This window comes from Flavobacterium ranwuense (assembly GCF_004349315.1).
GTDB lineage: Bacteria > Bacteroidota > Bacteroidia > Flavobacteriales > Flavobacteriaceae > Flavobacterium > Flavobacterium ranwuense.
In genome coordinates this window covers 86,107-102,817 of the sequence record NZ_SMLH01000005.1, presented here as the reverse complement: position 1 = coordinate 102,817, position 16,711 = coordinate 86,107, and the positions used below count along the sequence as shown (strand labels likewise).

Genomic DNA, 16,711 nt, shown 5'->3' with positions numbered 1-16,711 from the left:
GTTTCTTAATTTATTAGTCAGTTTGACGTCCCGCCGCTTGGCGAGGTTTGGGACTAATTTAAACCCTATCTTCGGATTTGCCTAAACATTAAAGATACAAAACCAACTTTCCATTAAACCAATTGCCCAAATCCGTTGTAGCAGCTGTTGTAGGTAGTGCTTTATTTTGATACTTTAGACTTCATAGTGTTTAAAGCTTTCTGTTTTATCCATTGAATTGAAATATCAACAGGTGCTGTAATATTGCCAGAAGCAGTATTGTGTCCTAATGTTGAAAACAAGGTATATTCGAAAGGTTTACCTTGAACTTTAAATGTATTTAATTGCTCTATACACAACTTTACTGGGATTTGGATATCTTTCTCACCAAAAAGCCAAAGTCCTGGTATCAATAGAGTATTCAGAGAAATTTTTGGGTCAGTCGCCACGAATTGATACCTGTCTGGGTCATCTTTAATATGTTCACGAGCATCTGATTCTGTATGATTTTCCCAAAAATTATTGTTTCCATTAGTATAAAACTGAAATCGAAGTTGTTCTAGAGTTGTAATTGTAGGGCAACTAAATAAAACCATAAATTCAATTTGTGGATTTTTGCCTGCAGCAATTGGGATTATCCATCCTGCTTGACTGAAGCCAACTAATCCAATTGGTGTTTTTTTATCTTTCAAATGGGTTTGAAATGTATTTACTGCTGCACTTGCATCATGAGATAATAAATTAAGATTAGTAGTGTCAATATTATTCGTGCCAACAGATGGTCCTACATATACACCGCCAGATTCTCCAACTCCACGTTTATCATATGTCAGTACAGCAATACCTTCTTTGGCAAGACGTTTAGCGAACTCCATTTCTCTTTTTACAGGATCAGACCCATGAACAATTACAACTGCTGCAAATGTTTTTTTAGGGGTTAAAATCGAGCCTGCAAGAGTGACGCCTTGACTTTCAAACTTTACATCTTGAATGGTAAAATTGGCCGATTGAGAAAACACCATTTCTGGTAAAGTTATTAATAATAACCAAAAAAGTGAGTTAGAAAAAAAGTTAGTATTCATACTAGTTTAATATAAAAAATTCTTTTGAATGGTCATTGTTAGCATTGCCTACTACAGCGGGTTTGGGACTAAATTAAGCCCTATTTTCGGATTTGCAAAATCATTCGAAACACAAAACCAACTTTCCATTAAGCCTATTCCCAAATCCGTTGTAGTAGCTGTTAGTGGTAGTTGCTTTCGCTTTTAACGGTCATTTCGAAAAGTTTCGGATATTCAACTACCAATCCTTGTTTGTCAATTTTTATCTCCGTTTTAAAACTTTTGTCATAATTCTCGTAAATATAACGGTCAGTTCCAAGTCGTGTATAAATTTGTTTAACTTTTTTAATTTGTTTTTCAAGAATGTCAAAATATAATACTTCTATTACCTTCCGTTCATTGCCTTTTAATTGCAGTCGGTTAATGGGTAATGTATTAGTAAAAGGTGTCAGAGAAATGTCAATGTCAAAAATGTTTTGTAAATCGTAATTAGGCTTGTCATTTAATAACCACTTTCCATCTTTCTTTTCTAAAGTTAATAATTCATCGGAATTGTCAACCAGTGTGCGTAAAGTTACAAATGTGATTTCCCAGTTTTTATTTGTCTTTATGTGATAATCGACTTTGTAAATTTGATTTTTATAAACACCGATAATTGTAGAAGTTATTTCATTTCCAACGAGTGTCTTTGTCAAAGTACAATGTTCTATTGAATGATAAAGTTTTCCGGTCCAAATTATATTTGTCTGCATAATCTTTGAGGTTCTTCTGTTTTGCAATTACCGCTAACTTGTATATAGGCCCTACTGCGTAGCGTATTACTTTCAAATGTACACTTTAATTATTATCTTACAAATCATCAAACGTATTTTTTATTTGCGAGATGTTTCTTACAAGTGTGGGAGTCTGTAATTAGCCCGGTTTTGCGTGAAGGATGGCAGTGAAAATCCTTTTATGAAGCGGAGTGTAATAAAAGATTGTAGCGTACAGCCTGACCTTGTTGCGGTACTCAGCAAAGTGATTTATTGAATAGTGCTGCAACAAGGACACGCCCAAAAAAAACCATAAAAAAAACCGACTTGTTTTCACAAATCGGTTTGTATTTTAAAATTGTTTTTCGTTTATACGAATAAGCCTTCGATGCTTAAATAATGTTCGCCGGTGTCGTAACAAAAAGTCAGGATTTTAGCATTTTCAGGAATTTCATGTAATTTTTTGGCCACGGCTGCCAGCGATGCTCCAGAGGATATTCCTACGAACATGCCTTCTTCTTTGGCAGCTCTTTGGGCATAGGTAAATGCTTCGTCTTTGCTGACTTGAATGGTTCCGTCCAGTAAATCAGTATGCAGGTTTGTGGGGATAAATCCAGCTCCAATTCCTTGAATAGGGTGGGGAGCTGGTGCGCCACCACTGATAACGGGCGATGCTTCGGGTTCTACTGCGTATACTTTTAGGTTGGGGAAATGTTGTTTCAATATTTCGGCACAACCCGTGATATGACCGCCGGTTCCTACGCCGGTAATCAAATAATCCAGTCCGTCAGGGAATGCTTTTATGATTTCCTGAGCGGTGGTAGTTTTGTGAATTTCAATATTGGCAGGATTCTCAAATTGAAGCGGTGACCAGGCATTAGGTATTTCGGTTACTAATTCCTGTGCTTTTTCCAATGCACCTTTCATTCCTTTTTCACGAGGAGTCAGCACAAATTCGGCACCATAAAGGCTCATGAGTCGGCGCCTTTCTATGGACATGGATTCTGGCATTACTAATGTTAATTTATAGCCTTTTACGGCAGCGACCATCGCTAGTCCAATACCTGTGTTTCCGGAGGTAGCTTCAATGATGGTACCGCCTTCTTTTAGCAATCCTTTTGCTTCGGCATCTTCGATCATGGCAAGAGCGATCCTGTCCTTGATGCTGGCTCCGGGATTTGCTCGTTCGAGTTTAATCCAGACATTATGGTTGGCACCAAATAAACGATTGATTTTTACATGTGGCGTGTTGCCTATTGTTTCGAGTATGTTGTTGTATTTTGTCATAATTTATATGGAGAAAAAATTAATATCTTTTGTTTCCTGCTGGTTCAAAACAGTATTTTTATTGGATTGCATGACAAACGAATACGGATTCACACTTTTGGTTATAAACGTATTCCCGCCTATAATACTGTGGTTTCCTATGATGGTGCTTCCGCCCAAAATGGTGGCATTAGCATAAATAATTACATGGTCTTCTACGGTAGGATGGCGTTTTTTTTCCTGCATGTTTTTCTCTACTTGCAACGCTCCCAAAGTCACTCCTTGATAAATACTCACGTGTTTTCCTATTATTGTGGTCTCGCCAATGACAATTCCGGTACCATGATCAATCATAAACGGGACGTCAATTGAAGCATTTGGGTGAATGTCAATTCCGGTTTTGCTGTGCGCATATTCGGTAAGAATACGCGGAAGCAGGCAAGTGGTGCGGGAAGCAATAGCATTGGCAATACGATAGACTTCTATGGCAAAAAAACCGGGATAGGAATTGATGATTTCCTGAATGCAATCGGCAGCAGGATCCGTATCTAATATGGCTTGTGCATCTTTTTGCATCGAAGTGTACAAGTCTGGAAGTACGGTGTAAAAAGATTCGGCATCATCCAGAATTTCATTGGCTGTTTTATCTTTTACGATTTCCGAAAGGATGGCAATAAAGTTGGCTTTGTTTTGGTCCAAAAGCAATTCGATTTGTATGGTTTCCAAAACTTTCTCGGGAAATAATATTCTGAATAAATCATCAATCCAATTGATGATTTTAGAAGAATCGATGGCTCTTACCCAATTTTTATTTTGGTTTTCGTGTAGTGTGTTCGAAAAACGGATGGTTTCAGTATTCATTTATGGTATGATAAAATCGAAATGGAGTTATTAAAATGGCTCGAAATACAAATATAGAGCACAATACGATAGGTTCAAAACCTTGATTAGTAAATAAATGTTAATATGCTAAATTCCCACAAAATAGCCGTTTGGTGTTTAAATAGTCAGCACTATAAATCCGATTTGCTTTCACAAATCGGATTTATAGTGCTGACTTCAAAAATGAATTTTCTTAATTCTTGAAATGGTAAATAGTTTCAAAAATATTGACACTGCTTAATAAATTTTTTTCTAAAAAGTTACTTAATAAATATCCTGTTTTTTGAATTAATAACTTTGCTGAACATAGCGTCAAAAGTATACTGTTTAATAGAACCGGATATCTTTTTTAATTCATTGATTTGATGTAAAGCCGAACATTTGATGGCACGTGACATTTTAATTATGTTGTCTGTGTTGTCATCAATCTCCAGCGTTAGTATAGATTGTATTATGTCTTTTTTCATGATGTGCCCCAACATTCCTTGCTCTGTAATAGCATTAAACTGATGGAACTTTTCTGCAATTCTCAAATTTTGAATGCCTTGATACATATAATTTGGTTGTTTGTCTAAAAAGGTTTTCTTCAAATTCGAGATTAAAGAATCATTGATGGTATGTGCTAAGCCAGCGGTTTCCACTTTTATAATCGAAAATTGAACAGGCGTATTTTTTTTGAAATGTACTATAGTATTTATACTTCGACTACTGGTTACAACAGTTGAAAGGTGTTTTTTAAGTGTTGATTGGTGACCAGATATGCCAAAGCTGTGTTTGAAAGTTCCCTTAGTGCAGTACGCAAAAACAATTGACGATGCACTTAATGATTCCATACTTAGCGTTACATTATCACAAAATGTCATGTTGACCTGAATCGAAGTAATACCATTTATAAAGGTTACCCCGTCAATATTTCCCTTAATCAAATCGGTATCTAATGCTAAATTAAATTCGTTGTTATTTGAATTTAAAACGCCATCAAAAGAAGTTTCAAGGTCATTAAAAACTTCATTTATTGTTCCGGCATTCAGATAAATATTTTTCATAAGACATATATTTAAATAATTATAAAAAGAAAATGGATTTCGTTTATTTAACTGTTTTAAGTTATTCAAATTACGGAATTAGGTCTAAAATTTTTGTTACGTAATTCTGTATAAAAGTTTCATAATTCATTGTTAATGTATTTATATAATATTTAGACGTAAGAGGATTAGGTAGTTGCAGTAGTTTAATTTGTTTTTTTTAGTAGGTTGAGGTTAAAAAACTACTTTTAATAGCGTTGTTTTGACGATTTCAAAGTAGAGATACACTGCGTTATATTTTGGCTAAACCCATAAAAAAATCCGATTTGCTTTCACAAATCGGATTTTATATTTTTCTGTAGAGACGCACTGCAGTCTCTACTATCGTGCGTCTCTACGTTACATGATTATTTATTTACAAATGTATTACCTCACCATACGCATCAGCAACCGCTTCCATAACTGCTTCGCTCATCGTTGGGTGTGGGTGAATTGATTTTAGGATTTCGTGTCCAGTAGTTTCCAGTTTACGCGCCACAACTGCCTCAGCAATCATATCCGTAACTCCGGCACCAATCATGTGACATCCTAACCATTCTCCGTATTTAGCATCAAAAATTACTTTTACAAAACCATCCGGTGTTCCAGCAGCTTTTGCTTTTCCTGAAGCTGAAAATGGGAATTTACCAATTTTTAATTCGTATCCTTTTTCTTTAGCTTGTTTTTCAGTCAATCCTACAGAAGCAATTTCTGGAGTTGCATACGTACAACCCGGTACGTTTCCGTAATCGATAGGTTCTACGTGTAATCCTGCAATTTTCTCCACACAATTGATTCCTTCCGCAGAAGCTACGTGTGCTAATGCTTGTCCTGGTGTAACATCACCAATGGCGTAATAACCCGGAATGTTCGTTTGGTTGTAAGCATTTACCAAAATTTTATCTTTGTCAGTAGCAATTCCTACTTCTTCTAATCCGATGTTTTCAATGTTGGTTTTGATTCCAACAGCCGAAAGTAAAATTTCAGCTTCTAACACTTCTTCTCCTTTAGCCGTTTTCACAAATGCTTTAACACCTGCTCCAGTAGTATCAATTCTCTCAACAGATGAGTTTGTCATTATTTTGATACCTGCTTTTTTCAAAGAACGTTCCATTTGTTTCGAAATGTCCTCGTCTTCAACAGGAACTACATTTGGCATAAATTCTACAATAGTTACATCAGTTCCCATTGAGTTGTAGAAATGTGCAAATTCAACACCAATCGCTCCAGAACCAACAATAATCATTGATTTTGGTTGTGTTGGCAAAGTCATTGCTTGTCTGTAACCAATCACTTTTACACCATCTTGAGGCAAGTTTGGCAACTCACGAGAACGTGCTCCAGTAGCTACAATGATATGATCAGCACTGTATTCAGTAACTTTATTTTCTTTGTCAGTAACATCAACTTTTTTTCCTGGCTTTAGTTTTCCAAAACCATCAATCACGTCAATTTTATTTTTTTTCATCAAGAATTGAACCCCTTTGCTCATTCCGTCAGCTACTGAACGGCTGCGTTGTACAACAGCAGGGAAGTCTTTGTCAAATGATGAAACAGTCAATCCATAATCAGAAGCGTGCTTAAGATAATCAAAAACCTGAGCTGATTTTAGTAACGCTTTTGTTGGGATACAACCCCAGTTCAAGCATACACCGCCTAAGTTTTCTTTTTCTATTACGGCTACTTTAAAGCCTAATTGTGATGCTCTAATAGCTGTAACATAACCACCTGGACCACTTCCTAAAACTATAATATCGTATTTCATTTTTCTAGTATTTATTTTTTAATTGTAAAATGAAATTTGCAAAAGCGTCTTTCATTTATGTGTGTTTTTCTTATTTAATTGATTGGGCGAATTTAAGGATTTATTCTGTTTTGAGAAAGTTTAAAGTTTCAATAAATGTAAAGATTTAAAAATTGTACAATTTAATGCCGTAAAACAAGACACTTCTCACTTTTCACCATTCACTAATTTGCTACCGAAAACTGGGAATCATACAAGTTCTTGTAATAGCCGCTCTCGCGGTTGATTAATTCCAGATGCGTTCCTTGTTCTACAATAAGTCCTTTGTCCATTACCACAATTTTATCAGCATTGACAATCGTTGCCAAGCGGTGCGCAATTACAATAGATGTTCTGCCTTTGGTAATGGTTTCCGTAGCGCGCTGAATCAATTCTTCAGAATACGTATCGATCGAGGACGTGGCTTCGTCCAAAATCAAAATACTGGGATTACTCACATACGCTCTCAAGAAAGCAATCAGTTGGCGTTGTCCTGATGATAACATAACGCCGCGTTCCTTCACATCAAAATCATAATTATCAGGTAAACTCATGATGAATTCATGTACGCCAATTTTTTTGGCTGCAGCCAAAACTTGTTCGCGACTAATTTCAGGATTATTTAAGGTGATATTGTTGAAAATAGTATCGGCAAAAAGGAAAACATCCTGCAAAACAACCGCAATTTGTTTTCGTAACGAACTCAATGTGTAATTCTCAATATTGTGATTGTCTATGTAAATAGAACCGCTGTTGATTTCGTAAAAACGATTCAGCAAGTTAATAATCGTAGATTTTCCGGCACCTGTAGAGCCTACAATAGCAATAGTTTGACCAGCATTAACCTCTAAGTCGATTCCTTTTATCACTTCTTCATCCGGAATATATCCAAAACGAACATTCTTGAATTCGATGTCTCCCTTAAAGATTGGCGCTTCGATAATTCCAGTATCCTGAATTTGATCTTCGGTATCTAAAATATCAAAAACACGGTTTGCCGCAATCATTCCCAGTTGCATCTCGTTGAATTTATCCGCAATTTGACGTAATGGATTGAATAACATTCCGATGAACATCGTATACGAAAATAAATCTCCAAAAGTGGTAAAGTTATCCCCGTTTAATATCTTGATTCCGCCATATAACACAATAAAACCAAGGGTTAAAGACGAAATTATATCGGCAATGGGGAAGAAGATGGAGTTATAAAGAATGGTTTTTATCCACGCTTTTTTGTGTTTATCATTGATGCTTTTGAATTTTTCGTATTCAATTTCTTCACGATTAAAAAGTTGGACAATCTTCATTCCCGTTACGCGTTCCTGTACAAAGGAATTCATGTTGGCAATTTGGGTACGTACTTCCTCAAAAGCCACTTGCATTTTCTTTTGGAAAATTCTAGTGAAATAAACTAAAATTGGCATCGCCACAATCACAATCCAAGTCAGTTTCCAGTTCATGTAGAACATAAAAGCCAGTACAACAACCATTTTCATCAAGTCGCTGATAATCATGAATAATCCCTGACTGAAAATTCGGGCAATCGATTCAATATCCGAAACTGAACGTGTCACGAGTTGTCCCACGGGAACATGATCGAAATATTTCATTCGGAAACTTAGAATATGGCGAAATAATTTTGTTCTAATGTCTTTTACAATATCCTGACCAAGCCAGTTCGCCCAATACACAAAGTAAAATTGCGAAAATACCTCCAGTAATAGTACAATTCCCATCAAGACTACATACATCAATAATCCTTGCTGGTCTTGGGTTGCAATGTAACCATCCACGGTTTGTTTCAATAAATACGGACGCAATGCCGCAAAAATCGATAGTGAAATGGCGAAAATAATCACGCCATTAAAACGCCATTGGTAGGGTTTAGTGAATTTTAATATTCGTTTGAATAATCGGGTATCAAATGCTTTTGCTTTCATGTTTTGTGAATTACGAATTACGAATTAGAAATTACGATTTGAATCTTAGATGCATAATTCGTAATTTTTAATTCGTAATTATTTAAATGTAATCGTATTCTATTTTGGTTAAATATAAACCATGCGCCGGAACCGAAAAACCAGCTTTATCTCGGTTTTTGCTTTCTATGATGGCAGTAAAATCAGCCAGTGTAATCTTGTGTAATCCTATGTTTACTAATGTTCCCACAATAGCACGAACCATATTTCGTAAAAAACGATTGGCCGAAATAGTGAAAATTATGTTGTCATTTTTTTGTTTCCAATTGGCTTCAAAAATAGTACAGTCAAAAGTATTTACATCCGTATTTACTTTTGAAAAACATTGAAAATCAGTGTGATTGAATAATAATTTTGCTGCTTCGTTCATCAAATTGATATCTAGTTTTTGGTGGAAATACCAACTTTGGTCTTGCGAAAAAACATCTTTAAAGATATTGATATGATATTCGTAGGTTCTTTTAGTAGCATCAAAACGCGTATGCGCTTCATCATGAACCGGAATAATGTCATAAATCACAATGTCTTTAGGAAGATAAGAGTTGAGTTTGTGTATTAAACTTGGAATGTCAAATGGTGCTTCAAAATCAAAATGAGCGTACATCTCTTTGGCATGAACGCCGGTATCCGTTCTTCCGGCTCCCATAAGATTGATGGTTGTGTTCAATAGTACCGAAAACGCTTTGTTCATCGTTTCCTGAACGGAAGCAGCATTGGGTTGGTATTGCCAGCCGTGATAATGGGTTCCGTTGTATGCTAATTTGATGAAATATCTCAAGGTTTGTTTGTCGCAAAGTTTCAAAGGAACAAAGGTACAAAGTTTTTATGTGGAGTAAAGGTTAAAAGTTTAGGTTCTGGTTGGTTTTGTTTTAATAATAGGAGACTAAACTCAGCAACTTTGTACCTTTGCCACTTTGTAGCTTTAAAATAATGAAAAAAATACTTCTTCTTTCCGATACGCACAGTCATATTGATGATACCATTTTGAAATATGTCATGCAGGCTGACGAAGTTTGGCATGCGGGTGATATCGGTGATTTGGCTGTAACGGATGCGATAAAAAAGCTAAAACCGTTGCGTTGTGTCTATGGTAATATTGACGATGCTAAAGCCCGATTGGAATTCTCGTTGCACAATCGATTTATGTGTGAGGGAGTGGATGTTTGGATTACGCATATTGGCGGTTATCCTGGGAAATACAACCCCAATGTCAAAGCGGAGATGGAATCGAATCCGCCAAAATTGTTTGTTTGTGGACATTCGCACATTTTGAAAGTCATATTTGATAAGAAATATAATCTCTTACACATGAATCCCGGAGCGGCTGGAAAAAGTGGTTTTCATCAGGTACGCACGATGTTGCGTTTTGTGATTGAGGGGGATAAAATCAAGGATATGGAAATTATTGAGATGGAAAAACGGGTGTAGTTATTTTTTTTTGATAGGTAATAGGCACTTCAATAGTAACTGATGTACAGGAATAAATCTTTGAATGTATTGCGATAGTTCCTTTTAGATTGTTTATTCGGGCTTTAACTTGGTTGATTCCGAAACCTTCCAGAATATAAAATTTATCGGTGTCAAATCCTTTACCGTTATCCTCGATTTTGATTTGAAGCGATTTATTGTTTTCTTGAATAATTAAATTAGCCTGAGTGGCGCGACTGTGTTTTATGATATTATTTAGTAATTCCATTATGATAAAATACATTTTCATTTCAAAATCCTCATTGTAACGTGTTTTTGTGGGTACAACAATAGAGTAGTTAAATTGAATTACTGAATTTGAATTCTTTTCGCATAAATCTTCTAATGCGTAAAATAAACCAAATCGTGCTAAAAGGGTTGGCATCAGTTCATGAGATAAATCCCTTATTTGATCATGCGCTTCCTCTAATATGGCTTTAGTTTTTATGATTTCTTCCATATTAGTGGGGTTTTTCGAGGTGAAAGCATTCAAATGTAATCCTGCGGATGATAGTAACGCGCTAATGTTATCATGCAAAAATGAAGCGATTTTTTTTCGTTCTAATTCTTGTCCATTGATGGATGCGTTGATTATATTTTGTTGTACCTGACTTTCTATGTCTTTTATTTTGTTTTTTTGTTTAAGCTTTGAGTTTTCTGAGAAAATGTAAAAAAGGAAAAAGAAAAACAATAAAGTCAGAATTATTACGATTACAATTTTTCTGCTCCTTGATTGCTCTTGCAGTAGTAAATATTCTTTGGTTTTGTAGTCATTTCCTATTTTATCGATTTCTCTTTTATACTCGTCAATTTCAAGATTTATTCCTGCCACACTTGCTTTATTGAGCTTTTCTTCATTGTTTAATTTAATAGTTAGATCATTGTAAAGTGCCAGATTTTTATAAGCATTTTCATAATCTCCATTTTTTAATAAAAATTTAGAAAATTCATGATGTGAATATGATAAGTCTGATTTTTCATTTCCTTCGTTTCCTAATTTAATGGCATTCTGGAAAAAGAATAATGCTTTTTTAGGATTATTTTTATAGTTGTAATACATTCCATTTAGCATATTCAGTGCAACAATGGTCGATTCATCTCTATGTTTTTCGTGATGTTTATTGATGTATTTTAAATAAGGGAGTCCTTCGTTATAGCGACCAATGTCAAAATAGGCCCAAGTAATATTGAGTTTAGTAAAAACAATTTGAGCTGAATCATGGATTTTGGTGCTGTATTGTAGTGACTTCTTATAGTAGTAAATTCCCTTTTCATATTGTTTTTTGTCAAAACAATAAATGTTTCCCAAATTATTATTTATCCAATTTTTTAAAACATCATTATTTGTTTTATTTGCATGGGCTAATCCCTTTTTATAATAAAAAAAAGCTTTATCATATTCAGACAATTGGTCAAAATTAGCAGCAATTGTGTTGTAAGTTGCGGCAATTAAATTGTCATCTTTTAAAGCAATTGCATACGTTAGAGCAAGTCTTGATTTTACTAATGATTTTTCAAAAATTCCCTCTTTCATTAACTTAATTGCCTCGTTGGAAATCAAGGTAACTTCTTTTTTTGAAGGTGCTTTCTTTTGTGAAAAAACATTGATACAAGAGAGATTCAGGAGTAAAATCAATACTATAACAATTTGTTTGTACCGCATAGAGAATTTAATTTTATTCTGTTTTGTGTGATTTTTAAAGATTCTAATGTTTCATCCACGACTGATTAATTGAAAATTTAATTTGTTTCAGAAATAGTTTAAGAGGAAAACAAATGTGAATTTTAGCTTTCAGAGTCCAGTTAAAGTTTAATAAAAAGTAAATCGTGTTTCTAATGGATTGCCATCGATTCAAGATTTAATTAATTTATGTTTAATGGCATATTTAACAAGACTTATGGAGTTTTTTGCATCTAATTTTTTCATTATATTTTTACGGTGAGTTTCAACAGTATTTACGCTGATAAACAGGCGATCACTAATTTCTTTACCGCTATATTCCAGTGATATCAATGTGATAATTTCTAATTCCCTATCCGTTAAAATAGAATTTACCGCAGACTCGTTTTTTATTAACTTTATATTGTCCTTTGTGACGGTACTGAATATTTTTTCCCGAACAGATTTGCAAAAATATTCTTCGCCTCTGGATACCGCTTGAATCGCTTCAACGATATTCTCACCGGCACATTTTTTTGTCAAATAGCCACTACTGCCCAATTTCATGACTTCCTTTATTATTCTTAAATCATCGTAACTGGATAAAACAATAATTTTACAAGGAAATCCTTTTTCAGCAAATTCCTTAATGACTTCGATTCCATCTTTTTTAGGCATATTAATATCTAAAACAAGAATATCTGCTTTGTTTTCGGTAACCTCATTGAAAATAGTGTCGCCATTGAGTGAAAACCCAACTACTTCAAAATTAGGGACGGTATGCAGTAAAGTCCGAATGCCATCAATAAGAATTTGATGATCATCAGCGAGGTGAATTTTGATTTTTTGTAACATATCGTAATTACTATTTTCAAATTTATAAAAAAAATAGGAGAATATCATTTTATAAGATTTTTATTCTTTTTTTTAGCTAAAAAAAATAGTAAGACACAAAAAAACCCGAATTGTTACATTCGGGTTCTCTTCGCACTAATAAACTAAAGTTTATAGGTTTACCTCAATCTGTCCACAGATTTTACAAGATCTTCATCCTTTTTGATCGCTTTATTAGCCAAGACTAATAATACGATAGCAACTACAGGTAGAAACATCCCAATACCTTTCTCCGAAACAGCAGGTGTTTCTCCAGATAGATTTAGTGAACGATATACAAACAATCCTAATAAAATCAAATTTAATATGATATTCAATCTGCCAATGACAAATTGATTTTGTCTTTTTTTATAGGAAACAATACTTAACAAACTCAGCGTAGTACTCAATCCCAATAGTATCGTATACACTTGGTTTTGCATGAAATAAAAGTCTTTTCCGTCTTTCATTGTCCATAACGGAATAAAAAACAGCAGTATGCCTGTAACTACAAATGCAAGTAGTAAATATATAGTCTGAATTCTTTGTATCATTTGTTAAATATCTTTTACAAAAATATATTTTCTTTTTAATAAATACTATTGTCTGATTAAATTTTATTCGTATTATTGCATCATAATACCGTAAGCACTTCATACTGCGGTTGATTCAAAATAAAGTTTACTACCTATCTTTTACATTATTTTCCAAAATTAATTAAACTCATAGAACATTCATGTTTGATATTTCTGCATTAAAAGAAATGAAGCTTTCTGAGCTTCAAGAAATAGCTAAATCAGCTAGAACCATAAAGTTTAACGGTGTAAAAAAAGATACTTTAATAAGTCAGATTTTAGAGCATCAAGTGACTTCTAACGTTGATTCTGCATCAGATACAAAAGAGGAAGGTAACGTTGAAGACGATAAACCCAAAAGAGTTAGAATAGTTCCTGTAAAAAAAGCAGCAATTCAAAAAGTGGTAGCAAATTCTCTTTTTGAAAAAGAAGAAGTTGTAACTGAGACAAATGCTGCAGGTGAAAATAATCTTCCGATTGAACCTGTTTCAAAAGAAGAGGAACTGGCTCCAAACCCAGAATCTGAAGAAAATGAGAAAAAAGTTGGTAAAATTATTAAATTTAATAAATCAGCTTACGAAAAGAAAATTGCTTTAAAAAAGGATAAAGAAGAGGTTAAAGAAGCAAGTACAGAGAATGGGATAGTTGTAGATACAGCAACTGAAGAGAAAACAGAAGCTCCTTCCGCTCCAGTAAAAAAGATAAATCCAAACCAGTTACATAAGCAAAATCCAAATCAGAATCTTAACCAAAACCCAAATCAAAATGGTAATGGAAACGGAAATGGGAATCAAAATCCGAATTTTAAAAATAAGAAAAGTAATTTTGCTGCTTCGGATTTTGAATTTGACGGAATCATAGAAAGTGAAGGCGTTCTGGAAATGATGCCGGATGGATATGGTTTCTTGCGTTCTTCAGATTATAATTATTTGGCTTCGCCAGATGATATTTATTTATCGACTTCTCAAATCAGATTGTTCGGTCTTAAAACCGGAGATACGGTAAAAGGCGTGGTTCGTCCACCAAAAGAAGGAGAGAAATTTTTTCCATTAGTAAGAGTTTTAAAAATAAACGGACACGATCCGCAAGTGGTTCGTGACAGAGTTTCATTCGAACATTTAACTCCAGTTTTTCCATCAGAAAAATTCAAATTGGCAGAGAAGCAAAGTACTATTTCTACCCGAATTATCGATTTGTTTTCACCAATAGGAAAAGGACAACGTGGAATGATTGTGGCGCAGCCCAAAACGGGTAAAACGATGTTGCTTAAGGAAATTGCCAATGCAATTGCGGCAAATCATCCTGAAGTGTATTTAATTGTTTTATTGATTGATGAGCGACCGGAAGAGGTTACCGATATGCAACGTAGTGTGCGTGGGGAAGTAATTGCTTCTACATTTGACAGAGAACCACAAGAGCATGTGAAAATTGCGAATATCGTTCTTGAAAAAGCGAAACGATTGGTAGAATGTGGTCACGATGTAGTGATTCTATTGGATTCTATTACGCGTTTGGCCAGAGCCTATAATACGGTACAACCTGCTTCAGGTAAAGTATTAAGTGGTGGTGTGGATGCGAATGCATTACAAAAACCAAAGCGTTTCTTTGGAGCTGCCCGTAATGTAGAAAATGGGGGTTCATTAAGTATTATCGCTACTGCATTGACTGAAACTGGTTCGAAAATGGATGAAGTTATCTTCGAAGAATTTAAAGGTACCGGTAATATGGAATTGCAATTGGACAGAAAAATTGCCAACAAACGTATTTTTCCGGCTATCGATTTGACTTCTTCAAGTACCAGACGTGATGATATGTTATTGGATCAAAAAACATTGCAACGCATGTGGATTATGCGAAAATACCTTTCGGATATGAACCCGGTGGAAGCGATGGATTTCATTAATGATCGTTTCAAGAAAACGAAGAATAATGAGGAATTTTTAATCTCAATGAATGATTAATAGAAAGTTTGAAGTTTTTTAGTTTAAGGTTGGAAAAAGATAAGCTAAAAAAATAATATTATAAAAAAAAGTCCTCGAATTTCGAGGACTTTTTTGTGAATTCTGGAGTCTAAAATCTGTATTCTATTCTATTATTCTATTTCTTTTTGTACTCTTTTTTCTTTCTGTTCGGAACTTTCTTTGCGTTCTAACAAGGCCATGTAGAATCCGTCAAAACCAGATTCTGAAGCCAATATTTTTTGGTCTTTTACAAAGTTGAATTGTTTACCAATGTCAGTTGTCAAGAAACGAGCAATTTGTTCTTGATTTTCGGATGGTAATATAGAGCAAGTAGCATACACTAATTTCCCACCCGGTTTTACAATTTTAGAATAACTTTCTAAAACTTCCGATTGTACTTTACGAATGTTGTCAATAAATTCCGGTTTTAATTTCCATTTAGCGTCCGGGTTTCTTTTTAGAACTCCTAAACCACTACAAGGCGCGTCAATTAAAACACGGTCTGCTTTTTCGTGTAATTTTTTAATGATTTTTGTCGAGTCAATAATGCGGTATTCAATGTTGAAAGCACCGTCTCTTTTGGCTCTGATTTTTAATTGCTTTAATTTGCTTTCATACAAATCCATAGCGATTAACTGTCCTTTGTTTTCCATCAAAGAAGCAATATGCAATGTTTTTCCACCAGCACCAGCGCAGGTATCTACAACACGCATCCCTGGTTTTACGTCAAGGAAAGCCGCCACTAATTGGGAGTTGGCATCCTGAACTTCAAAGAAGCCTTGTTTGAAAGCGTCAGTCAAGAAAACATTGGCTCTTTCTTTTAGAACCAAAGCATCAGGTTGATTTTTCAGGGTTTCTGTTTCAATGTTTAAATCCATCAAAATAGCGCGTAGCGCTTCTCTTGTGGTCTTAAGTGTATTAACTCTTAGGATTACTTTAGCAGGTTGGTTTTGAGCTGTAATTTCAGTTGCCCAAACTTTTTCGCCTAATTCTTTGACCCCTAATTCATCCATCCAATCCGGAATAGATTCTTTTAAAGCTCTCACCTTCGAAAGTTCGTCAAAACGTCCTTTTATTTTTCTTTCTGGGGTTCCTTCCAGTTGGCGCCAATCCGGAATAGGGTAGCCTCTCAATACTGCCCATACCGAAAACATTCTCCAAAGATTGTCTCTGTCAAATGGTTCTTTTACTTCGGCTATTTCTGCGTATAATCTTTTCCAACGAACGATTTCGTAGATGGTTTCGGCAACAAATTTTCTGTCAGAGCTTCCCCAACGTTTGTCTTTTTTTAAGGATCTTGCAACCACTTTATCAGCATATTCGCCTTCATTAAAAATGGCGTTTAAGGCGTCTATCGTTGTATAAACTAAATTTCTGTGTAATCTCATTTTAAATAATTGAGGTGCAAA

14 protein-coding genes are annotated in these 16,711 nt (G+C 34.7%); 2 read left to right on the top strand and 12 right to left on the bottom strand.

Annotation, left to right across the window (positions count from 1 at the left end; all coding sequences use genetic code 11):
- Positions 1-161: 161 nt before the first annotated feature.
- The 8 genes from E0I61_RS10355 to truA form a co-directional block, all read right to left on the bottom strand.
- Positions 162-1,061, bottom strand: a complete 900-nt coding sequence (locus tag E0I61_RS10355) for an alpha/beta hydrolase family protein (RefSeq protein ID WP_132071242.1) — start codon at positions 1,059-1,061, stop codon at positions 162-164.
- Between the two features lie 161 nt (positions 1,062-1,222).
- Positions 1,223-1,792: a putative glycolipid-binding domain-containing protein gene (locus tag E0I61_RS10350; RefSeq protein WP_131994715.1), complete on the bottom strand. Its 570-nt coding sequence runs from the start codon at positions 1,790-1,792 to the stop codon at positions 1,223-1,225.
- Positions 1,793-2,161: 369 nt separating this feature from the next.
- Complete coding sequence (gene cysK, locus E0I61_RS10345; RefSeq protein WP_132071241.1) at positions 2,162-3,079, bottom strand: cysteine synthase A; 918 nt, start codon at positions 3,077-3,079, stop codon at positions 2,162-2,164.
- A gap of 3 nt (positions 3,080-3,082) precedes the next feature.
- On the bottom strand, positions 3,083-3,919 hold the full coding sequence (locus E0I61_RS10340; RefSeq protein WP_132071239.1) for a serine O-acetyltransferase: 837 nt from the start codon (positions 3,917-3,919) through the stop codon (positions 3,083-3,085).
- Positions 3,920-4,200: 281 nt separating this feature from the next.
- Entirely contained in the window at positions 4,201-4,986 is a 786-nt protein-coding gene (locus E0I61_RS10335) for a hypothetical protein (protein WP_132071237.1), read from the bottom strand.
- A gap of 394 nt (positions 4,987-5,380) precedes the next feature.
- A complete protein-coding gene (gene lpdA / locus E0I61_RS10330; RefSeq protein WP_132071233.1) occupies positions 5,381-6,769 on the bottom strand; it encodes a dihydrolipoyl dehydrogenase in 1,389 nt (462 codons plus the stop codon).
- Between the two features lie 203 nt (positions 6,770-6,972).
- Complete coding sequence (locus E0I61_RS10325; RefSeq protein ID WP_132071231.1) at positions 6,973-8,727, bottom strand: ABC transporter ATP-binding protein; 1,755 nt, start codon at positions 8,725-8,727, stop codon at positions 6,973-6,975.
- A gap of 82 nt (positions 8,728-8,809) precedes the next feature.
- Positions 8,810-9,544, bottom strand: a complete 735-nt coding sequence (gene truA, locus E0I61_RS10320; RefSeq protein WP_131994727.1) for a tRNA pseudouridine(38-40) synthase TruA — start codon at positions 9,542-9,544, stop codon at positions 8,810-8,812.
- A 152-nt stretch (positions 9,545-9,696) separates the two neighbouring features.
- On the opposite strand from truA, the gene E0I61_RS10315 reads away from it, so the two are divergent.
- Positions 9,697-10,194, top strand: coding sequence for a metallophosphoesterase family protein (locus E0I61_RS10315; protein ID WP_132071230.1), 498 nt, complete (start codon positions 9,697-9,699; stop codon positions 10,192-10,194).
- Here the strand turns inward: E0I61_RS10315 and E0I61_RS10310 are convergent.
- From E0I61_RS10310 to E0I61_RS10300, 3 genes are all read right to left on the bottom strand, one after another.
- Entirely contained in the window at positions 10,169-11,896 is a 1,728-nt protein-coding gene (locus E0I61_RS10310; protein WP_132071228.1) for a tetratricopeptide repeat-containing sensor histidine kinase, read from the bottom strand. The genes E0I61_RS10315 and E0I61_RS10310 overlap by 26 nt on opposite strands.
- Positions 11,897-12,085: 189 nt before the next feature.
- Positions 12,086-12,748, bottom strand: a complete 663-nt coding sequence (locus tag E0I61_RS10305; RefSeq protein ID WP_132071412.1) for a response regulator — start codon at positions 12,746-12,748, stop codon at positions 12,086-12,088.
- Positions 12,749-12,906: 158 nt separating this feature from the next.
- Positions 12,907-13,320 carry a DUF4293 family protein gene (locus E0I61_RS10300; protein ID WP_131994739.1) on the bottom strand — a complete coding sequence of 138 codons (414 nt, stop codon included), beginning with the start codon at positions 13,318-13,320 and terminating at the stop codon, positions 12,907-12,909.
- A 182-nt stretch (positions 13,321-13,502) separates the two neighbouring features.
- Here E0I61_RS10300 and rho point away from each other — a divergent pair, with 182 nt between their 5' ends.
- Entirely contained in the window at positions 13,503-15,302 is a 1,800-nt protein-coding gene (gene rho, locus E0I61_RS10295; protein WP_132071226.1) for a transcription termination factor Rho, read from the top strand.
- A 131-nt stretch (positions 15,303-15,433) separates the two neighbouring features.
- Here rho and E0I61_RS10290 read toward each other — a convergent pair whose 3' ends face one another.
- Complete coding sequence (locus E0I61_RS10290) at positions 15,434-16,690, bottom strand: RsmB/NOP family class I SAM-dependent RNA methyltransferase (protein WP_131994745.1); 1,257 nt, start codon at positions 16,688-16,690, stop codon at positions 15,434-15,436.
- Between the last annotated feature and the right edge of the window lie 21 nt (positions 16,691-16,711).